We start from the raw sequence: 19,240 nt of genomic DNA on the forward strand, positions 1-19,240 counted from the left end.
CGGCCTGGAAAGCCAGGACGACGGCGGTGTGTGCGGCAGCACCTTCGCTAACCGCTCACATCGCGCGCGCAAAGCGTCGGAACGATATGCCGTCAGCTCGAACTCGTGGTCGTCGTCCGCACCACGCGCTTGACCTTGTCGGCGGTGTAGGATTGACCGCCGATCGACAGCAGCGGGGGCGAGGCCGTCAGGTCGACGGAGTCGACCATGCCTTGCACCTCGGTGGAGATCGAGATGCTGTTGCCGCTGGAATCCTTGCCGGTGGCGGTCAGCGTGTAGGTGCCCGGCGGCCACTGGGAGCCGTCATTGCCTTTGCCGTCCCAGACGAAGCTGGCATTGCCCTGGTTCAAGGTGAAGTTGCCGGAATAGGCGGTCTGGCCGGTCGAATTGGTGATCGTGACCGCGGCGTTGGTGCCCTTTGCCGCGGTCAGGTTCCAGGTCGCGGATTTGTCGAACTGGGCCTTGCTGCCGTCGACCGCCACGGTGTTGCCGACATAGATCAGCGCCTGCGTCGACTGCGCGCTCTTTTCGATCTCGACCAGCGACTTCAACTGGTCGTTCGATTTGAGCTGCTGCTCGACGCCGGCGAACTGCACGAGCTGCTGGGTGAACTGGTTGGTGTCGAGCGGATCGAGCGGGTTCTGGTTCTTCAGCTGCGTCGTCAGCAGCGTCAGGAAGGTCTGGAAATTGTCGGCGATGCCTGTTGTCGCCGTCGACGCGCTGCTGCCGGAGCTCGATCCGGTGCCGGTTCCTGGCGCCGAGACAACCGGCGCCGGCATGGTTGCATCGACTGACATCGTGAACTCCCTACACTCTGATATCGACGCCGCCGAGTGCGCTGGCGGTGCGCCCGTAGGAGCGGCCAGCCGCGGCGGCGGGGGTGGCGTCTTCGTCGCTGACAATCAGTTGGTGGCCGTTCGGGTTGGACTGGCCGTTGTTGTTCTGGCCCGACTGCGACTGGTCGCGCAGGCTGAACTGCAATCCGCCATTGCTGGTCGACAGGCCGGCATTGTCGAGCGCGCGCTGCAGTTGATTGGCGTCCTGGCGCAGCATCGACAGCGTTTCGGGCCGTTCGACGGTGAGATGCGAGGTCACCTGGCCGTTGCGATCGACATCGATGCGAACGTCGATGCGGCCAAGCTCCGCAGGATCCAGCCGGATCTCGAACCGGCTCTTGCCGCTCTTGGCGGAGGCCGCGATCTCGACTGCAAGGCTGCTCATCGGCACCGCGGCGCTTTGCGAGGCGGTGCTGGCGGTCAATTGCGCCGTCGCAATCGGTGTCGTGGTCGGCTGTTGCGGCTGAATCGCGTTCGCGGCCTGCGCGCTGAGGTCGGGAGTGGTGACCTGGGTCTGCGCGGTCGTGCCGGCATGGCCATTGGTCGCTGGTGCCGGTGTCGCATTGCCGTTGCCGTCGGCCTTGGCGGCATCGGCGACGTCGCTATCGGCCTTCGCCTTGCCGGCGACGGCGTCGGGCTGGGTGACACCGGGAACGATGGTCGTCGGCGTGGCGGCGGCGCTCGATCCGGCGCTGCTGTCCTGATCGGCCGGCGCTGCGGCCGGGGTGGCTTTCGCAGTCGGCTGGGCGGCGGGCTGCGCGGTGGTCTTGCCGGCGGGTTTTGCCGGCGCGACCGTGACGGCGAGCGCCATTCCGGCGGTCGCGCTGCTGGTTGCGGACGCGGCGCCTTGCGCCGTCGCAGCGGGGGTCGCGGCCTGCGCGTCGGTTTTCGCGCCGGCCGCTTTGGCGACGTTGGCTGCGTTCGCGGTGGTGGTGACGGCGGTTGCGGTGTTGGTTCCGGCGGGAACGCCCGTGCCGGCGATGGCCGAGCTTGCAGCAATGGCCGCAGCCGCGATCGCCAGCGGAGCTGCAGGCTTGTCGGATGGGGCAGGCGGCGCCGGTGTATTGGTCGGCGCAGGAGCGGCGACAATCACGGTGGCGACCGCGTTTGCCGCATTGGACGCGTCCTGCTTGGCGTCGGTCTGAGTGGCCGCCGGCGGCGTGTTGTCGGTGGATTGGCTTTTGTCTGCAGACTTGGAGTCGTCGGATTTCGATTTCGACTTGGTCTTGCGCGAGCCGCTGCTGCTGCTGTCGTCAACCGTGCTGTCGTCGGACGAAGCGCTGGTGTCGCGCGATGACGGATCTGTCGTTGTCGACGATGATGTCGACGATGAATCGTCGGTCCGGCGCGGGGGCGGGGGCGGCGTGTTTGACGGGGCGGATGGCCAATAGTCGGTGCTGGCCGCATTGTTGCTGTCGACCAGCGCGGCAAAGCCGTCATTTCCCGCTTGTGACGCTTGGTCCTGCCGCGCCGAGCGCTGGGCTGCAGCCTGAAAGGACAGGGTTGCCAATGTTTCCGACGTGACGCTGACCACAGCCAACCCTCGTAATGAGATTTCCGTCCTACTGTCAGCAAGGACTGGGCCAATTGTGGCAAGGAAAAAATGTATAATAATTTCAATTATTTATCAGAATGCGAGACTGGTCGAAACGGGTTCCCGGCGGTCTCCTTTTTGCCCGGCGGCAAGATTTGCCGTGGCTGGCGGTGCATCGTCGTCGCTTCCTCTGATTGCCTCCCCGGAATACGGCCTATATTAGAGAGTGCAGTCTCCCATGCGTCCCGAACCGGCCTTGCAACTGTTCTTGGATGCGTTCTTAGGCTCTCTGAATAAAGACGTTTTTCAAATCCCGTCGCGGAGCGCTAAAACCTCGCCGCGACAACGATCGATGACCCCATAAGATGCTCAACAATCTGGATCTCCAAGGCCGCCCTGAGGACACACGGATCGTGGTCGCCATGTCCGGCGGTGTCGATTCCTCCGTCACGGCCGCGCTGTTGAAGTCGCAGGGCTATGACGTGGTCGGGATCACGCTGCAGCTCTACGACCATGGCGCCGCCACCCATCGCAAGGGCGCCTGCTGCGCCGGCCGCGACATCCATGACGCGCGCAATGTCGCCGAGCGGATCGGCATTCCGCATTACGTGCTCGACTATGAGAGCCGCTTCAAGGAATCCGTGATCGACAATTTTGCCGACAGCTACGCGCTCGGCGAGACCCCGGTGCCGTGCATCGAGTGCAACCGTTCGGTCAAGTTTCGCGACCTGCTCGCGACAGCGCGCGAGCTCGGCGCCCAGGCGCTCGCCACCGGCCACTATGTCGCGTCGCGCCGCCTCGCGGGCGGATCGCGCACGCTGATCTGCGCGGCGGATGCCGATCGCGACCAGAGCTATTTCCTGTTCGCGACCACGCGAGAGCAGCTCGACTTCCTGCGTTTCCCGCTCGGCGACATGACCAAGCCGCAGACCCGCGAGCTGGCGCGGCGCTTCGATCTCGAGGTGGCCGACAAGCAGGACAGCCAGGACATCTGCTTCGTGCCGACCGGCCGCTACACCGACATCATCGGCCGCCTGAAGCCGAACGCGATCGCGCCCGGCGACATCGTCGATCTCAATGGCAACGTGATCGGCCAGCACCAGGGCATCGTTCATTTCACGGTCGGCCAGCGCAAAGGTCTCGGCATCGCGGCCAGTGCACCGCTCTATGTGATCAGGCTCGATGCGGCGACGCGCCGTGTCGTGGTCGGACCGCGCGAGGCGTTGCGCATGGATCGCATCGCGCTGCGCGACGTCAACTGGATCGGCGACGGGCCGCTGGATCGCGTGATCGGCGAGGGCATCGAGATGTATGTCCGCGTGCGCTCGACCCGCGCGCCGCAGCCGGCGTGGCTGCGCGCGGTTGCCGGCGGCTACGAGGTCGAACTCGTTGCGGGCGAAGAGGGCGTGTCGCCCGGTCAGGCCTGCGTGTTCTACGACGCTGCCTCGGGGCAGGCGCGCGTGCTCGGCGGCGGCTTCATCAAGAGCGCGACCGCAAGCCGTGCGGCGCGGGCTATGACGCGAGACACAATAACGCCGCTCGTAGAAGCGGTTCGTGGATAGATAAAAGAGGCGTCGGGGCAGGGAATGGCTGGGGACATCGACCGCGAGGGGGTCGAAAAGGCGTATGGCCGCTGGGCACCGATCTACGATCTGGTGTTCGGCAAGGTGTTCGACCAGGGCCGCCAGTCGACCATTGCCGAGGCCGACCGGATCGGCGGCCGCGTGCTCGACGTCGGCGTCGGCACCGGCCTGTCGCTGTCGGATTATTCGCGCACCACAAAACTCTGCGGCGTCGATATTTCCGAGCCTATGCTGCGGCGGGCGCAGCAGCGCGTGCGCGCGCTGGGCTTGAGCAATGTCGAGTCGCTGGCGGTGATGGATGCCAAGAACCTCGCGTTCCCGGATTCGTTCTTCGATGCGGTGGTCGCGCAATATGTCATCACGGCGGTGCCGGACCCGGAGGCGACGCTGGATGATTTCATCCGCGTGCTGAAGCCCGGCGGCGAGCTGATCCTGGTCAATCACATCGGCGCCGAAAGCGGGCCGCGCCGGATCTTCGAACTCGCGTTTGCGCCGCTGGCACGGCGGCTCGGCTGGCGGCCGGAATTCCCGTGGGCGCGGTTGACCGATTGGGCCGCCCGGCACGGCGGTGTCAGCCTCGCGGAACGGCGGCCGATGCCGCCGATGGGCCATTTCTCGCTGATCCGCTTCCGCAAATCGTGAGGCGGCGACGATTTTGATAAGGAACATCGGCGCGCCGTCGCGGTTTTCCTTGTCATGAGGATCAATCGAACACTCGCTTTGTCCTGCGCGCTGATAGCCGTGCCCGTCGTGGCCGCCGCGCAAGCGCCGCCTGCGCCGGCAACGCCGCCGGCCCAGACTGCGCCGCCGTCGCCATCGCGTGCCGCCAATTGCGCGCCGATGCAGCAGCCCTCGCATCCCGGCGTAGCGGCACCCGAGGGGACCACCACCGGGCAGCGCGCCGAGCCATTAGGTGACAAACTCGCCAGATCCGACGGTGTGCTGTGCCCGCCTGCGGGCGTCGATCCCGAGATGCGTGCACCGACGCCGGATAGCGGCAACACCCCGGTGATTCCGCCGCCCGGAAGCCCCGGCGGCGACCCGTCGGTCCGGCCGAAATAGCCCCTCTCTCCAATAAGTTGGAGGTCGGGTCCGGTTTGCTTGACAGGCGCGCGCCCCACTCTTTATATGCCGCGCGTTCGCGCCCGCGGCCTGTAGGCCGCCGACAGCGACGTTGTGGCGGGGTAGCTCAGCTGGTTAGAGCACGGGAATCATAATCCTGGGGTCGGGGGTTCGAGTCCCTCTCCCGCTACCACAAGCGCGCAAGGGTCTGAGTTCATCAAATAGACTTAGCCACTCCGATACCGGTCGCGCGTTGTCCAACTCGCACGCACGCAATCATGGCGCCCGACGGAGTATCGCGCCGGACATTTGCATCGATCGTGTCGGTGGAGGGATGCACGTGTGCTGACCTCGCGATGAGTGGTTGGCTTCATCAATTCAAACGCTTCGTTCGCACAAACGAGTCAATCGCAAGAGCCGCGATTTGTCGCCCGATGCAGCAGGCCGCTCGCCACATCTCCGGTAGCCATATCCCGCGCGGGTCAGGCTTCTGCTTGCACTCTGCGCCGCATCGACGTGCCTTATCGTGGCACCTGCGGCAGAGGACGGTCACATCCTCGAGCAGCGGTTCACCTGGCAGATCATCTTCGACGAGCCGACCCGTGGCGTCGACGTTGGCGCGATCGTCGAGACGTTATCGATGCCTCGACGTTCGGTGAGATCGGAAATCGTTTGTCCGCAATTGGTGTCCAGCTACGGGCCGCGGTAACCGCGAGCGATGGCGATCAACGTCGCGGACAGCTGCACAAGGTCAACGCGCGGCGGATCGTGTTACCCACAGGCCTGCCAGTGAAGATGTGACAATTCCGTCGCAGAACCCGGCGATCCGCTCGCTCGTGCCGTACCCATCGGACAACGCGAGTCGGAGGCGTAAAAATCTCCCATATCATTGAAATATTGTTGGTTTTTATTGCTGGCGCCGAGTCGCCGAAGCGGGTTTCGGCTGTCGATTCCCGGGCCCGCGGTTGGATAGCCCAGCTTTACCCACCGTTCCGCCCAATGCTGCCCAATTTTGAACCGGTTGACGGTAGCAGAATTATTCTTTAGTAATATCAATATGTTACCTGGTGGCTTGACCTCACGCGCCCGTGATATTTGTGCAACATCTGCCCGAAAAGAGCCGCGACTGGCCCAAAACCAAGCTGTCTTTTGTTGCGTGATCGGGGGCCTTCTGTCTCTTATGGAACTGCGACGGAGGGGGGCATCCCAAGGTCGTCCCGTTAGGTGGTTCGCTTAAGTCCACCGCCGATACGAGGATGCGTTGATCTTCAACGTCTTTTCGCGGGTATTTCAAACGACTTTGTACCTAGCTTTGTACGAAGTCTCAACTTGGAGGTTAACATGAAGATGGTTAAGAGCCTTATCCTCGGCTCGGCAGCGGCTCTGGTCGCAGTCGGCGGGGCACAGGCAGCTGACCTTCCGGTCAAGGCGAAAGCCGTTGAATACGTGAAGGTTTGCTCCCTGTATGGTCCGGGTTTCTACTACATCCCGGGCACCGACACTTGCATCAAGCTGAGCGGCTACCTGCGTGCAGAAGTGCTGGCGAACACGAACTCGGACTTCTCGGGTCCATTCGCTGGCGCCGGTGGCGCGCAGAACCGTTTCACCAACGGCTACACCTGGCGTTCTCGTGAAGACTTCGACATCGATACGCGCACCGCGACCGAATACGGCGTGGTTCGCACCTACTTCGATGCGACCTTCAGCTGGACGAACGATAGCTACGCTGGCGCAGGAACCGGCGCAACCATTTACGCGCCCATCGGTGCGGTTGCTGCTCCGGGCAATGCCACTGGCGGCAACGTCGCCGGCGGTTCGCTCGGTGTCTACCTTGCCTTCATCCAGTTCGCTGGGTTCACGATGGGTAAGGCGGTCTCGCAGTTCTCTGCTCCCTGGGTCAACTACCCGGGTAACAACTTCGACGGTCTCGTCGGCGGCGGCGGCACGGTTACTGGTGTGAACCAGTTCAGCTACACCGCTCAGTTCGGCAATGGCGTGTCGCTGACTCTGTCGGCCCAGGACCAGACCCAGTACACTCAGGCTGGTGTCCAGAACCTCGGCGCTGCTTTCGGCGCTGCCGTTCCTGCCGGAACTCCTGCCTTCGCTGGTCTCGGGGCTTACGGCGCGAGCGATTATGCGGGTACGATTGCTCCGGACCTGATCGCCATGCTGCGCGTCGACCAGGCTTGGGGTCTGTTCCAGGCGTCGTTCGCGGCGCATGACAACCACGCGGCCTACTACGGCGCCACCGAGTTGACCGGTCATCCGGACGACAAGTGGGGCTGGGCTGGTGCGCTGGCCTTGTCGATCAAGAACATCCCGACCGGACCTGGCGACACCATCAACGTCCAGGGCGTCTATACCAACGGTGCAACCCGCTACAACGTCCAGGACCTGTCGCTGGCTGGTGCAACCACGATGTTCGGTGGCACCAACGTCGCAGGCGCCTACCAGAGCATTGGCCTCGGCGTTGCCCCGGACAGCGTGTTCGTGACCGGTGGCTCGCAGCAGCTGGTTTCGACCTGGGGTATGCGCGGTGCATACGTCCACAACTGGAACCCCTTCTGGAACACCAGCATTTACGGTGCCTACGCCCAGATCATGTATAACAGCACGGCCAAGACCTACATCTGCGGCCCGGCCGGCGACGGTGTGGGTGGTACGTTCGGTGCAACTTTCGGCACCGCCGGCCTGACCTCCTGCAACCCGAACTACAACATCGCGCAGATCGGTACGCAGACCCAGTGGACCCCGGTCAAGAACCTGACCTTTACAGCAGACTTGATCTACCAGCACCTCGACCAGAAGTACGCTGGCACCATCGCCTATCCCGGCAGCGCCGGTATCGGCAAGCCGGCTACAGTCTATCAGTTGAAGGACCAGGACGGTGTCTCGCTGCTCCTCCGCGCTCAGCGCAACTGGTAATACCCGGTTGATCTGATCACGATCTAACAGAGCCCCCGGCGAGAAATCGCCGGGGGTCTTTTTTTGTCTATACTTGGAATTCCCGATCCAATCTCAGCATTTGTTGGCCAAGGATTTCTCTCGTCCTTGAGGATCATCCGCGCGATGCAAGCCCACGTTTCCGGTGGCCCATCGGGCGCGGCTTCGCGGCTGCCGCGGAACATGCTAGATCAGGCGCGAAGCTGCGGCGGACCAGCGCGCCAACCAAAAGCGAGAACCGTGCCCGACCCCAACAGACCGATGAAGCTCAAATTCCGCTGCCCGGCCGAACTCGAGGGCAAACTGCCGCCGCCGATACCGGCCTCGTTAGGCCTTCCCGGCTGGCTCAAGGCGATGCCGACCCAGGCCTTCAGCGCGCTCAACATGCGCGACGACAATACGGTCAAGCGCTGTCCCCCCTTCGTCGACGCCATGACCAGCGGCTTCCTGATTCCGCTGATGTGCGATCTCCGGTTCGAGAACGGCGAGATCACCTGGGACAACGATATTCCACCTGGCGGCGAACTCGATTTCCCGCGCTCACCAATCGGATTCCATGACTCGAGCCAGGTCACGGGCTCGCCGCTATTCGAGCCCGACCGGTTCGTGATCAAGTTTCACAACCTGTGGAGCATCGAGGCGCCGGAGGGGTATTCGCTGCTGTTCACGCATCCGCTCAACCGCTTCGATCTGCCGTTCACGACGCTGACCGGCCTGGTCGATTGCGACACTTATCGCGACACCTGGATTCATTTCCCGGCGCATTGGCACGATGTGAATTTCAGTGGCACGCTGCCGAAGGGCACGCCGGTTGCGCAATGCGTGCCGGTGAAGCGGGAGGACTGGATCGTAGAGACCGCGCCGTACAGCGCGGAGGAGACGCAACGGGTGCACGAGCTGACCAAGACGATCAGCCGCGAAGCCGGAGTCTACCGGCGGCAATTCCGGGCTTAGGCCACCCTCGCCCGCAGGCAGAGGTGACGCGAGCATTGAGCCGTTTCCGTTCCGACGGAATTGGAACGAAACTCCAGACTCTTGTTTTGACGCGTTTTCTTCATGCGAACCGGTATCCACTTCGCTCGACAACGCTCTGGCTCAGGCCTTGTCGTGCTGCAGGAATTTCGCAACCGCGCTCGGCCGGAAGAAGAACCGGCCATGCGATGAATTTGCGAGCGCGATCGTGGTTCGACCGAGCATCTGCGGCCCGCTGCTCAACGCCTTACGCAGCTCGGCTTCGCCGGCATCGCGCTCCCCCATTTCCAGAAGGCATGTGGCGAGATCGGCGCGCGTCATCGCATCGTCGGGATGCAGCCTCAGCAGCTGACGGAAGGCGTCGGCGGCGGCGGCATAGTCACCGTCAAACAGCAGAATGCGCGCCAGCGCTGCCAGGATGTCGGGACGCCCGGGTGCTGCTTGGCTCGCCCGTGAAAGGATCACGCGCGCCGGGCCACGTGCGTTGCGGAGCAGGTGCATCCACGCCAGGTCCAGTTCGAGATCGAGGCCGCCGGGCGCCAATGCGAGCCCGCTTTCGAGGACGGCGATGGCCTCCTCGACGCGTCCGGCCGCGCCAAGCTGCCCGGCCAGTTCCTTGAAGGCCGGAATAAAGGGCGGGCGCCGCGCAACGGTCTGGCGCAATTGTTCGACCGCTTCCGCGTGTCGCCCGGCGCCGGCCAGCGCCGCGCCAAGCAGAGTTTCGATGCCCGCATCGCCACCGCGGCGCGCCACCTTCTCGAGCGGCGCGATCGCCTCCGCGGCGCGGTTCTGCACCAGCAGGGCGCGAGCCAGGATCTCGGCGGCAGCGGCGTCGGTGCGGCTCGCACGCAAGACCTCCCCGGCGAGCTGCTCGGCCTCGGCGAAGCGCCCCATCCGCAGTGCCAGCGATGCGCGTTCGAGCAACTGGGCGGCACGGGAAGGCTGCGGCCCGCGGCCGGCGGAAGGATTTGGATGCTTTGGCACGGGAGCTTGTTACCATATCTCCAGCGAAGCGATAACCACCACGGTGGTGGAAACCTCCAACACTTGTCGCGTCAAGAGCAAGGCCCGTGGAGCGCACGCGTATGCCGTCGGCTGCGATGGTACAGTTGGGAGGCGACCGTGAGGGCGTTCCCTGGAATCTGACTCAAACAGCGTGCAGCAGTTTCAGGCCCTGGCGAAATGGCGATGGGTCTCGTGGCGGTCCCATGCCTTGTCTGACGCCGCCGGAGTAATAGTATCCGGTCGAAGCAGGTGCGTGAGGAGCTGGAATTGTTGCCGGGCGTCGAGGGCAAAGGCGAGTTCAACGTCCAGCGCGCAGCATTTGCCGCCACCATCGGCAACATGCTCGAATTCTATGATTTCATCACCTACAGCTTCTTCGCGGTCGAGATCGGGCGCACCTTCTTCCCGGCGCACAGCGCGTATGCCAGCCTGATGCTGTCGCTTGCGACCTTCGGCGCCGGATTCCTAACGCGGCCGATCGGCGGCATCGTGCTCGGCATCTATTCCGATCGCGTCGGCCGGCGGCCGGCCATGTTGCTCAGCTTCGCGCTGATGGGGGTTGCGATCCTCACCATCACGTTCACGCCATCCTATGACACGATCGGTCTCGCGGCCCCGATCATCGTGATCGCAGCAAGGATGGTGCAGGGATTTGCCCTCGGCGGCGAGGTCGGGCCGACCACGGCCTATCTCATCGAGATCGCTTCGCCGCAGCGCCGCGGCCTGGTGGTGGCGTGGCAGCCCGCCAGCCAGGAGATCGCGGCAACCGCCGGCGCCCTGGTCGGCGTCATCCTGAGCAGTACGATGGCATCAGAGTTGCTCGATACCTATGGATGGCGTCTCGCATTTCTGATCGGCGCCGTCTGCCTGCCGTTCGGCCTGTGGATGCGCCGAACACTGCCCGAAACGATCTCGCACGATGAGCGCGCGGCCGAAAGCGTCGAGAGCTCGAGCCATGTCATGCAGGCGCGCCGGCATATCCGCGTGATCGTGCTCGCGCTGATGATCCTCGCCAGCGGTACGATCTCGACCTATGTCACCCAGTACATGACGACCTATGCCAAGAACACCTTGCATGTGTCGCCGTCGCTAGCGTTCACCGTGTCGCTGGTCAGCAACGGGCTCCAGATCATAGGCGCGCTATTGGGTGGCTGGCTCGCCGACCGCTTTGGACGCAAGCCGATCATGATCTGGCCCCAGCTGGTCGTGCTGGTGCTGACCTATCCGGCCTTCCTGTGGATCGTGCAAGCGCCCGGCGCGTGGTCGCTGCTGTTCGGCTTCGGCATCCTGTCGTTCATCGGATCCTTGCCGTTCACCGCCTTCTATGCGGCGTTCACCGAAGCGCTGCCGCAGAACATTCGCGGCGGCGTGTTTGCCACGATCTATGCGGTTGCGATCGCGACCTTTGGCGGCACCGCCCAGCTCGTGGTCACGTGGCTGCTTCACGTGACGGGCGATCCGCTGGCACCCTCGTGGTACCTTCTGATCGCGGCGACGGTCGGGCTGGTCGCCATGAGCCTGATGCCCGAGACGGCACCGGTCAAGATCGGCGAGACGTGACGCGCAGAAGCCCGCGTTCAATCCATGTCGCGAAAGGCGTGCCCGAACGTCTCCTCTCCATTCGCGTTTGACGACACAAGCTGGCTGGGCGACCCGAAGTCCGTTGACGGTCAGGCGGGCTTCTTCGCTTCCGGCGCGGCAAGTACCACGGAGGCCTCGCTTGTCAGCATCAGGAAGGTGATGGTCTCCTGGAAATAGAGCTGGACTGACGTTGCCGAATGGCTGAGATAGCCGATCGAGAGGTCCTGACCGATGCTGAGCTGAAAGTCACCGCCGCGGGTGGTCAGCACAACGCCGCCCGCGATGGCGGGCGCCCAGATGATCTTTCCATCGACCAGACGCTGGATGTGCTGCAGCACCGGATAACCGTCGTCGGTGGCGCCGCCGATTGCGGTATAAGGATCGGTGCCGAGCAGCAGCGCATAGGGTCCGTTGACACCCGCCAGCCGCAACTGGCTCACCGCCTGCGCGACCACACCGGGATAGCCTTTCACGTTTGCGGGGAGCGTCAGCACCGGGTTGCTGCTGCCCTGGCGGATGCCCTGAATTCCTGCGGCGGCGTATCCATCGAAGACGACGCGATCTTCGGCGAAGGCGATCTTGCGCGCGGCATCCTTCAGCGGGTCCCAGTCGGAATCATTGGAGCCGCGTTCCACGTCGTCGATCGCCTGCCGGGTGAGCTCGAACGGGACGCGCAGTTCGACCAAGGCCTTGACGTCGCGTTGTGCGGCTTCGACACCGTCGCCCGGTGTCTGAATTTTCTGCTGATGCCCGGTGCCGACCGCGGAGAAATCCGTGCCTTTCGGGCCGTCGACATCGACCACACGGCGCGCCGCCAGATGGCGCTTGAGCGTGCGGGAGGCTTCCCCTTCGATCTGGGTCCATGCCGCGTCCGAGATGGGGGCTAATCCCCGATGAAGGTTATTCATGTCCAGCGTCTCCTTTCAGCGAGCCGATACCGAGCGCGCCATCGGACGGCGGCATTTTTTGTGTGGTTGCAGCGTCGGTCTGATCTTCGTCGTCCAGGGATGGCGCTGCCGGCGATGGCGCGCGTGCTTCACTCGCGGCATCTTCCAGGAACGTCGCCGACGGTATGAAGAACAGCGTGCCGGTCACGGCGCGGCTGAAGTCGAGCAGGCGATCATAATTGCCCGGCGGACGGCCGACGAACATGTTCTCCAGCATCTGCTCGATGCGGTGCGGGGATTTGGCATAGCCGATGAAGTAGGTGCCGAACTCACCCTTGCTGATGTTGCCGAACGGCATGTTGTCGCGTACGATATCGAGCTCTTCGCCGTTCTCCACGATGGTGGTCAGGGCATTGTGCGCGTAGCTCGGCTTCACCGCATCGTCCAGCTCGATGTCGGACAGCTTGGTCCGGCCGATGATTTTCTCCTGCATCTCGACCGGCAGCTCATTCCACTTCTTCATGTCGTGGAGGTATTTTTGGACGATCACATAGCTGCCGCCGGCAAAGGCCGCATCCTCATCGCCGATGATGGTGGCATCGCTGGCCGCCTGGTCCTCCGGATTCTCCGTCCCGTCGACAAAGCCGAGCAGGTCGCGCTCGTCGAAATATTTGAAGCCGTGCACCTCGTCCGACGAGGCGACCGCGTCGCCGAGCCGCGTCATGATTTGTGTCGCGAGCTCAAAGCACAGATCCATCGGCACAGCGCGGATATGAAACAGCAGATCGCCCGGCGTTGCGACGGCGTGATGAACGCCGTGGATTTCGCGGAACGGGTGCAGATCCTTCGGCCTCGGCGCGCTGAACAGCCGATCCCAGGCGTCAGAGCCGATCCCCATGACGCATGACAGCCGGCCCTCGAGATCGCGAAAACCAACGGCGCGCACAAGCCCGGCCAGATCGCCGCACAAGGAGCGCACCACGGCATCATAGTTCGGATCTGGCTTGATCGTGACGGCAAGGAAAATGGCAGCGCGCGTCAGCTTCGCAGCGACCGGTTGCGGAACAGCTGATGGCACGCATCTCTCCCTACTGAACTACGATTCCACGGCTGCAGAGAGCAACGCAGAATGCTCGGCGGACGGCCGAGAGACACGGAGAGGAGCATGCAACCGTTATCTTGACAAGAGTGCGAATTGCTAGGCTTCCGCGGAAGGATCGACCGGTTTTCCGGACCTCTCCTCCTCGAGGATCACTGCGACAGCGGCGTCGGGCGATGCTGTCCGGCTTCACACCGATTCGAATTCGTCTGCTGAGGCGGTCTCCGGCCTCTTGCCGTTGAAGGTGAGGCCGGCCTTGGTCGCGGAGATCTTCACTTGCGAGCCGTCGCGCACGTCGCCGGCGAGGATCATTTCGGCGAGCGGATCTTGAACGCTGCGCTGGATCACCCGCTTCAACGGACGCGCGCCATAGGCGGGATCCCAGCCCTTGTCGGCCAACCAATCCCGCGCCTTCGCGTCAAGCGACAGCTCGATCTTGCGATCCTCCAGAAGTTTCTGCAGGCGCGTGAACTGGATCTCGACGATCCGGCCCATCTCGTTCTTCTGCAGCCGGTGGAACAGGATGATCTCGTCGATGCGGTTGAGGAATTCAGGACGGAAGTGGGCGCGCACCATGTTCATCACCGGGTCGCGCACCGCGCTGGTGTTCTGGCCTTCCGGCTGGCTGACAAGATATTCCGCGCCGATGTTCGAGGTCATGATGATCAGCGTATTGCGGAAGTCGACGGTGCGGCCCTGGCCATCGGTCAGGCGGCCGTCGTCGAGCACCTGCAGCAGCACGTTGAAGACATCCGGATGCGCCTTCTCGATCTCGTCGAACAGCACGACCTGATAGGGCCGCCGGCGCACCGCCTCGGTCAGCGAACCGCCCTCGTCGTAGCCGACATAGCCGGGAGGCGCGCCGATCAGCCGCGCCACCGAATGCCTCTCCATGTATTCCGACATATCCATGCGGATGATCGCGTTCTCGTCGTCGAACAGATATTCGGCGAGCGCTTTTGCCAATTCGGTCTTGCCGACGCCGGTCGGCCCCAGGAACATGAAGGAGCCGATCGGTCTGTTGGGGTCCTGCAGGCCGGCGCGTGCACGGCGGACCGCGGTCGACACCGCGCGCACGGCCGGCGCCTGGCCGACGACGCGCTTGCCGAGCATCTCCTCCATTTTCAGGAGCTTGTCCTTTTCGCCCTCCAGCATCCTGTCGACCGGAACGCCGGTCCAGCGTGACACCACCTGTGCGATGTTGTCGGCGGTCACGGTTTCGCCGGTCGAGGAGGTCGCGCTGGCCTCGACCGCGGCGAGCTTCTTCTCGAGCTCCGGAATGCGGCCGTAGGCAAGTTCGCCGGCCTTCTGGAATTCTCCCTTGCGTTGTGCATTGGCAAGCTCGGTGCGCAGTTGCTCGAGCTCGCCCTTCATCTTCTGCGCATCGGAGAGCTTACCTTTTTCGGCCCGCCATTTCGACGTCATGTCGGCGGACTTCTTTTCGAGTTCGACAAGGTCCTTCTCGAGGGTCTCGAGGCGGCTCCTGGAGCCGCGATCGGTCTCCTTCTTGAGCGCCTCCTGCTCGATCTTGAGCCGGATGATCTCGCGGTCGAGCGAGTCGAGTTCTTCCGGCTTGGAGTCGACCTGCATCTTCAGCCGCGCTGCCGCCTCGTCCATCAGGTCGATCGCCTTGTCGGGCAGGAAGCGGTCGGTGATGTAGCGGTTCGACAGCGTGGCGGCCGCGACCAGCGCCGAGTCTGCGATGCGGACGCCGTGATGCTGCTCGTATTTGTCCTTCAGGCCGCGCAGGATCGAGATCGTGTCCTCGACCGTCGGTTCCGACACGAACACCGGCTGGAAGCGCCGCGCCAGCGCGGCATCCTTTTCGACATGCTTGCGGTACTCGTCGAGCGTGGTCGCGCCGATGCAATGCAGTTCACCGCGAGCGAGCGCCGGCTTCAGGAGATTAGACGCGTCCATGGTGCCATCGGCCTTGCCGGCGCCGATCAGCGTGTGCATCTCGTCGATGAACAGGACGATGCCGCCCTCGGCTGATGTCACCTCCTGCAGCACCGCCTTGAGCCGTTCCTCAAACTCGCCGCGATACTTTGCGCCGGCAATCAGCGCGCCGAGGTCGAGCGCGAGCAGGGCCTTGTCCTGCAGGCTTTCCGGAACGTCGCCATTGATGATGCGCAGCGCAAGCCCTTCGACGATCGCGGTCTTGCCGACTCCGGGCTCACCGATCAGCACCGGGTTGTTCTTGGTCCGGCGCGACAGCACCTGGATGGTGCGCCGGATTTCCTCGTCACGGCCGATCACGGGATCGAGCTTGCCGTCGCGTGCGGCTTGCGTGAGATCGCGGGAGTACTTCTTCAGCGCGTCATAGGCATTCTCGGCCGATGCGCTGTCGGCCGTGCGTCCCTTGCGCAGCGCGTTGATGGCCGCGTTCAGGTTCTGCGCGTTGACGCCGCCCGTGGCGAGCAGCTTGCCGGCCTCGCTGTCCTTGTCGGCTGCGAGCGCCTGCAGCAGGCGTTCGACGCTGACGAAGCTGTCGCCGGCCTTGTCCGCGGCCTGTTCCGCCGCAGTGAAGGCGCGCGCGGTCTCAGGCGCAAGATAGATTTGTCCCGAACCGGCGCCGCTGACCTTCGGCAGCTTTGCCAGCGCGTCCTCGGTCGCCTTCAGGATCGCGCGCGAGTTGCCGCCGGAACGATCGATCAGGCCGCCGGCAAGACCTTCGCTGTCGTCGAGCAGAACCTTCAGGATGTGGAGCGGCGAAAATTGCTGATGCCCCTCGCGCATAGCGAGCGATTGAGCCGACTGGATGAAGCCCCGCAGGCGATCGGTGTATTTTTCTACATTCATCGTGGCACCTCAAGGCAACACATGTTCGTCGAGGACCTTGCACGCCACGGCGTTCACGCCGGCGGCAGATGGCAGAACGATGGCAAACATCATGTGACGGTCAGACTATCGATAATACCGAACTCAACAATATCGCCAACAAGACGCCGGGGTGAAAATCGACGCGGCGGCACCAGATTGTGGCTTCGGCAGGGCTGCTCCGCGCAGCAGTGAGACCGGCGTCGCAGGCCGGAATTCAGTCTAGTGTAAGGTCAAAGGGGTAGCGGTGACGCGCGCCGGCTGTTCGCTGGCGCGCCGGGAACTTTTGTTCCGACTTGCCGTTCAACCCTTCCCGAAAGATAGAGGCTCCCCACAAATGACAGTTCGTCTCCCTTTACCTGTGTCGCGTGCAACGATGGCCGCGGCGCTGTTCGGCGCAGCCTGCGCGATATCAGCGCCCGCGGTCGCGCAGGACGCGGCTTGCGCGCCCGTCAACGCCGTCGAGACGGCGCCGCCGCCGCTGCCGACCTATGATCAGCCGCCGCTGCCTGGACCCGGCTATCTCTGGTCGCCGGGCAATTGGTCCTGGGACGAGGATCAGGGTGACTATTATTGGGTGCCGGGCACCTGGGTTCAGCCGCCGCGGGCCGGACTGTTGTGGACCCCGGGCTACTGGGGCGGGTTTGGCGGCGGCTATCTTTTCCATCCCGGTTATTGGGGTGAACGAGTTGGCTTCTATGGCGGCATCAATTACGGCTTCGGCTATGGCGGCGCAGGCTACGAGGGCGGGCGCTGGGACCATGGCAACTTCTTCTACAATCGCACCGTGAACAATCTGCAGGGCGCGCGGATCACCAACGTCTACGAGAAGAACGTCACCATCAATCAGACGATCAACAACATCAGCTATAACGGCGGCAAGGGCGGCATCGAAGTGCGGCCGACTGCTGGTGATCGGGCGATCGCCAAGGAGCAGCACTTCGCTCCCACGCCATTGCAGCGCAAGCAGGTCGAGGCGGCAAGCCAGGATCCGAGCCTGTTCAAGCGAACCAACAACGGTGTGCCGGCTATTGGCGCAACCGCGCGTCCCGGCGAGCTGAAGGGCCCGGGCGTGGTCCGCGCGCGGCCGGCCGTCGAGGTCTTGCCTGCGAATGGCGCGAGGCCGGTCGAGGAGCTGAAGCGGCCAGAGCCGGGACCTGCGCCTGCGGAGTCGTCTCATGCACTCCCGGTCCCGGGGAAGGAGCTTCCTGCTCCTGCTCAGCAGAACAGACCTGCCGTCGAGGAGAGGCGCGCGGCTCCTGTTCCCGAGACGAGGATTGAGCCGAGGCCGGCAGCCGAGCCGGCGCGGCCTGCCGTCCAGGAGAACAGGCCGGCGGTGGAAGAGAAGAGGCCTGCAGAGGTGCGCAAGGAGGAGCCGATCGCGCGACCCGAACCTGCGGCGAGGCCCGAAGCACGACCGGAGCCCGCGGCACGGCCTGAAGCGCGGCCGGAGCAGATCGCCCGGCCCGAGGCGCGGCCCGCTGCGCCGGCGCCGAAAGTTCAGGCGGCTCCTCCGCGTCCGCCGGCTGGTCATCCGGCTGAAGAGAAGCGGCCCGAGCAACGTTAAGCATGGTGTCCGCGCTCCGCCGGTTTCCGGCGGGGCGCGGTATTTTTTGAACGGTGCACTCGCAGGATAAGCGGAGCCGCGAGCCGTCTTGCAAATCGTCCGGTTTTGCGCCCTCATGATTTCGCGCGAACTCATTTTCCTGCGGAGGAGCTCGTGAGAAATCCGTACGAGGTTCTCGGTGTTGACCCGACGACGTCGTCAGCCGAGATCCAGAAAGCCTATCGGAAGCTGGCGAAGAAGCTGCATCCGGATCTCAATCCGGGCGACAAGGCGGCCGAAGAGAAGTTCAAGGAAGTCGCCGGCGCGTATGATCTGCTCAGCGATGCCGACAAGCGCAAGCGCTTCGACGCCGGCGAGATCGATGCGAGTGGTGCCGAGCGACCGCAGCAGCATTTCTATCGGGATTATGCCGCCTCGGACGCGGCACATCCCTATGCCGACAATTCCGGCTACGCCGACTACATGGATTCGGATGATGCATTCGCCGAACTGTTGAGGCGGAGCGAGCAGGCGCGCGCGAACCGGCGTGGACGCGATCTGCACTACAGTCTGGCGATCGATTTCGCCGAATCGATCACCGGTGCAAGCAAGCGTCTGACATTGCCCGACGGCGGCACGCTCGACGTGACGATTCCGCCGGGCTTCATCGACGGGCAGATGATCCGTCTGCGCGGCAAGGGCGCACCCGGCACCGGCAAGGGCGGCGCTGGCGACGCGCTGATCGAGGTCGAGGTCCGCCCGGATCCGCGTTTCACACGCGAGGGCGATGACATCGCGCTCGAATTGCCAATCTCGCTGTCCGAGGCCGTGCTCGGCGGAAAAATTCGCGTTCCGACGCCGACCGGCGACGTCACGATGACGGTCCCGAAGGGATCGAACACCGGCACGACGATGCGGCTGAGAGGCAAGGGCGCGCCCCGCCACGGCGGCGGTCACGGGGACGAATTCGTCAAGCTGAAGGTTGTATTGCCCAAAGGGCCCGATCCCGAACTCGAGGCGTTCGTTTCGAACTGGGATCGAAAAGGATTCAACCCGCGCGAGGATGGCGCATCATGATCATGACCAAGCAGCAATTCCTGTCCAATGCGGGTCTCGAAGTGCAGACCCTGGAGGTCTGGATCGAGCAACAATGGCTCATTCCGGATCGGACCTCCGAAGAGGTGACCTTTTCCGACACCGACGTGGCGCGGGCCCATCTGATCCGGGACCTGAAAAGAGATTTCGGGGTCAACGACGAGGGCGTCGACGTCATCCTGCATCTCGTCGATCAGCTTCATGGCCTGCGCGGCGCATTCGAGCAATTGCACGAAGACCTCAAGCGACCCGCTGGCGAATAACGAGGCCCAACGAT

15 protein-coding genes and 1 tRNA gene are annotated in these 19,240 nt (G+C 63.9%); 10 read left to right on the forward strand and 6 right to left on the reverse strand.

Annotated features, from left to right (window positions below; all coding sequences use genetic code 11):
- Positions 1 to 92: 92 nt before the first annotated feature.
- Complete coding sequence (locus UP10_RS17005; RefSeq protein ID WP_044588472.1) at positions 93 to 797, reverse strand: flagellar hook assembly protein FlgD; 705 nt, start codon at positions 795 to 797, stop codon at positions 93 to 95.
- 10 nt (positions 798 to 807) lie between these two features.
- Positions 808 to 2,370, reverse strand: coding sequence for a flagellar hook-length control protein FliK (locus UP10_RS17010; protein ID WP_044588473.1), 1,563 nt, complete (start codon positions 2,368 to 2,370; stop codon positions 808 to 810).
- Between the two features lie 365 nt (positions 2,371 to 2,735).
- Here UP10_RS17010 and mnmA point away from each other — a divergent pair, with 365 nt between their 5' ends.
- From mnmA to UP10_RS17045, 6 genes are all read left to right on the forward strand, one after another.
- Positions 2,736 to 3,932: a tRNA 2-thiouridine(34) synthase MnmA gene (mnmA, locus tag UP10_RS17015; protein ID WP_044588474.1), complete on the forward strand. Its 1,197-nt coding sequence runs from the start codon at positions 2,736 to 2,738 to the stop codon at positions 3,930 to 3,932.
- 24 nt (positions 3,933 to 3,956) lie between these two features.
- Complete coding sequence (locus UP10_RS17020; RefSeq protein WP_044588475.1) at positions 3,957 to 4,595, forward strand: class I SAM-dependent methyltransferase; 639 nt, start codon at positions 3,957 to 3,959, stop codon at positions 4,593 to 4,595.
- 54 nt (positions 4,596 to 4,649) lie between these two features.
- Positions 4,650 to 5,015 carry a hypothetical protein gene (locus UP10_RS17025; protein WP_044588476.1) on the forward strand — a complete coding sequence of 122 codons (366 nt, stop codon included), beginning with the start codon at positions 4,650 to 4,652 and terminating at the stop codon, positions 5,013 to 5,015.
- A 116-nt stretch (positions 5,016 to 5,131) separates the two neighbouring features.
- A tRNA-Met gene (locus UP10_RS17030) sits at positions 5,132 to 5,208 on the forward strand.
- Positions 5,209 to 6,356: 1,148 nt separating this feature from the next.
- On the forward strand, positions 6,357 to 7,940 hold the full coding sequence (locus UP10_RS17040) for a porin (RefSeq protein ID WP_044588478.1): 1,584 nt from the start codon (positions 6,357 to 6,359) through the stop codon (positions 7,938 to 7,940).
- Between the two features lie 279 nt (positions 7,941 to 8,219).
- Positions 8,220 to 8,912, forward strand: coding sequence for a hypothetical protein (locus UP10_RS17045; RefSeq protein ID WP_044540702.1), 693 nt, complete (start codon positions 8,220 to 8,222; stop codon positions 8,910 to 8,912).
- A gap of 141 nt (positions 8,913 to 9,053) precedes the next feature.
- Here UP10_RS17045 and UP10_RS17050 read toward each other — a convergent pair whose 3' ends face one another.
- Positions 9,054 to 9,854 carry a tetratricopeptide repeat protein gene (locus UP10_RS17050; protein WP_283807654.1) on the reverse strand — a complete coding sequence of 267 codons (801 nt, stop codon included), beginning with the start codon at positions 9,852 to 9,854 and terminating at the stop codon, positions 9,054 to 9,056.
- A 420-nt stretch (positions 9,855 to 10,274) separates the two neighbouring features.
- On the opposite strand from UP10_RS17050, the gene UP10_RS17055 reads away from it, so the two are divergent.
- Positions 10,275 to 11,495 (forward strand): MFS transporter, encoded by a 1,221-nt coding sequence (locus tag UP10_RS17055; RefSeq protein WP_156180069.1) that lies wholly within the window; start codon positions 10,275 to 10,277, stop codon positions 11,493 to 11,495.
- A 110-nt stretch (positions 11,496 to 11,605) separates the two neighbouring features.
- On the opposite strand, the gene UP10_RS17060 is transcribed toward UP10_RS17055, so the two are convergent.
- The 3 genes from UP10_RS17060 to clpB all read right to left on the reverse strand — a co-directional run bounded on the left by UP10_RS17060 (position 11,606) and on the right by clpB (position 16,304).
- Positions 11,606 to 12,424: a family 1 encapsulin nanocompartment shell protein gene (locus UP10_RS17060; RefSeq protein WP_044588481.1), complete on the reverse strand. Its 819-nt coding sequence runs from the start codon at positions 12,422 to 12,424 to the stop codon at positions 11,606 to 11,608.
- A complete protein-coding gene (locus UP10_RS17065) occupies positions 12,417 to 13,481 on the reverse strand; it encodes a Dyp-type peroxidase (RefSeq protein ID WP_044588482.1) in 1,065 nt (354 codons plus the stop codon). Before UP10_RS17065 ends, UP10_RS17060 begins: the two co-directional genes overlap by 8 nt.
- 210 nt (positions 13,482 to 13,691) lie before the next feature.
- Complete coding sequence (gene clpB, locus UP10_RS17070; protein ID WP_044588483.1) at positions 13,692 to 16,304, reverse strand: ATP-dependent chaperone ClpB; 2,613 nt, start codon at positions 16,302 to 16,304, stop codon at positions 13,692 to 13,694.
- 355 nt (positions 16,305 to 16,659) lie between these two features.
- Here clpB and UP10_RS46355 point away from each other — a divergent pair, with 355 nt between their 5' ends.
- The 3 genes from UP10_RS46355 (at position 16,660) to UP10_RS17085 (ending at position 19,226) form a co-directional block, all read left to right on the forward strand.
- The gene (locus tag UP10_RS46355; RefSeq protein WP_082077158.1) at positions 16,660 to 17,889 is read left to right on the forward strand and encodes a YXWGXW repeat-containing protein; all 1,230 of its coding nucleotides are present in this window, start codon (positions 16,660 to 16,662) and stop codon (positions 17,887 to 17,889) included.
- A gap of 153 nt (positions 17,890 to 18,042) precedes the next feature.
- Positions 18,043 to 18,945 carry a DnaJ C-terminal domain-containing protein gene (locus UP10_RS17080; RefSeq protein ID WP_044588484.1) on the forward strand — a complete coding sequence of 301 codons (903 nt, stop codon included), beginning with the start codon at positions 18,043 to 18,045 and terminating at the stop codon, positions 18,943 to 18,945.
- A 2-nt stretch (positions 18,946 to 18,947) separates the two neighbouring features.
- Positions 18,948 to 19,226: a chaperone modulator CbpM gene (locus tag UP10_RS17085; protein WP_044588522.1), complete on the forward strand. Its 279-nt coding sequence runs from the start codon at positions 18,948 to 18,950 to the stop codon at positions 19,224 to 19,226.
- The last annotated feature ends 14 nt before the right edge of the window (positions 19,227 to 19,240 follow it).

Source organism: Bradyrhizobium sp. LTSPM299 (genome assembly GCF_000938235.1).
In the GTDB taxonomy this organism is placed as follows: domain Bacteria; phylum Pseudomonadota; class Alphaproteobacteria; order Rhizobiales; family Xanthobacteraceae; genus Bradyrhizobium.

Excerpts from the sequence above, each read along its gene's own strand:
- UP10_RS17005 (WP_044588472.1), bottom strand. The coding sequence starts at position 797 with ATGTCAGTCGATGCAACCATGCCGGCGCCGGTTGTCTCGGCGCCAGGA.
- mnmA (WP_044588474.1), top strand. The coding sequence starts at position 2,736 with ATGCTCAACAATCTGGATCTCCAAGGCCGCCCTGAGGACACACGGATC.
- UP10_RS17020 (WP_044588475.1), top strand. The coding sequence starts at position 3,957 with ATGGCTGGGGACATCGACCGCGAGGGGGTCGAAAAGGCGTATGGCCGC.
- UP10_RS17025 (WP_044588476.1), top strand. The coding sequence starts at position 4,650 with ATGAGGATCAATCGAACACTCGCTTTGTCCTGCGCGCTGATAGCCGTG.
- UP10_RS17040 (WP_044588478.1), top strand. The coding sequence starts at position 6,357 with ATGAAGATGGTTAAGAGCCTTATCCTCGGCTCGGCAGCGGCTCTGGTC.
- UP10_RS17045 (WP_044540702.1), top strand. The coding sequence starts at position 8,220 with ATGAAGCTCAAATTCCGCTGCCCGGCCGAACTCGAGGGCAAACTGCCG.
- UP10_RS17055 (WP_156180069.1), top strand. The coding sequence starts at position 10,275 with ATGCTCGAATTCTATGATTTCATCACCTACAGCTTCTTCGCGGTCGAG.
- UP10_RS17060 (WP_044588481.1), bottom strand. The coding sequence starts at position 12,424 with ATGAATAACCTTCATCGGGGATTAGCCCCCATCTCGGACGCGGCATGG.
- clpB (WP_044588483.1), bottom strand. The coding sequence starts at position 16,304 with ATGAATGTAGAAAAATACACCGATCGCCTGCGGGGCTTCATCCAGTCG.
- UP10_RS46355 (WP_082077158.1), top strand. The coding sequence starts at position 16,660 with ATGACAGTTCGTCTCCCTTTACCTGTGTCGCGTGCAACGATGGCCGCG.
- UP10_RS17085 (WP_044588522.1), top strand. The coding sequence starts at position 18,948 with ATGACCAAGCAGCAATTCCTGTCCAATGCGGGTCTCGAAGTGCAGACC.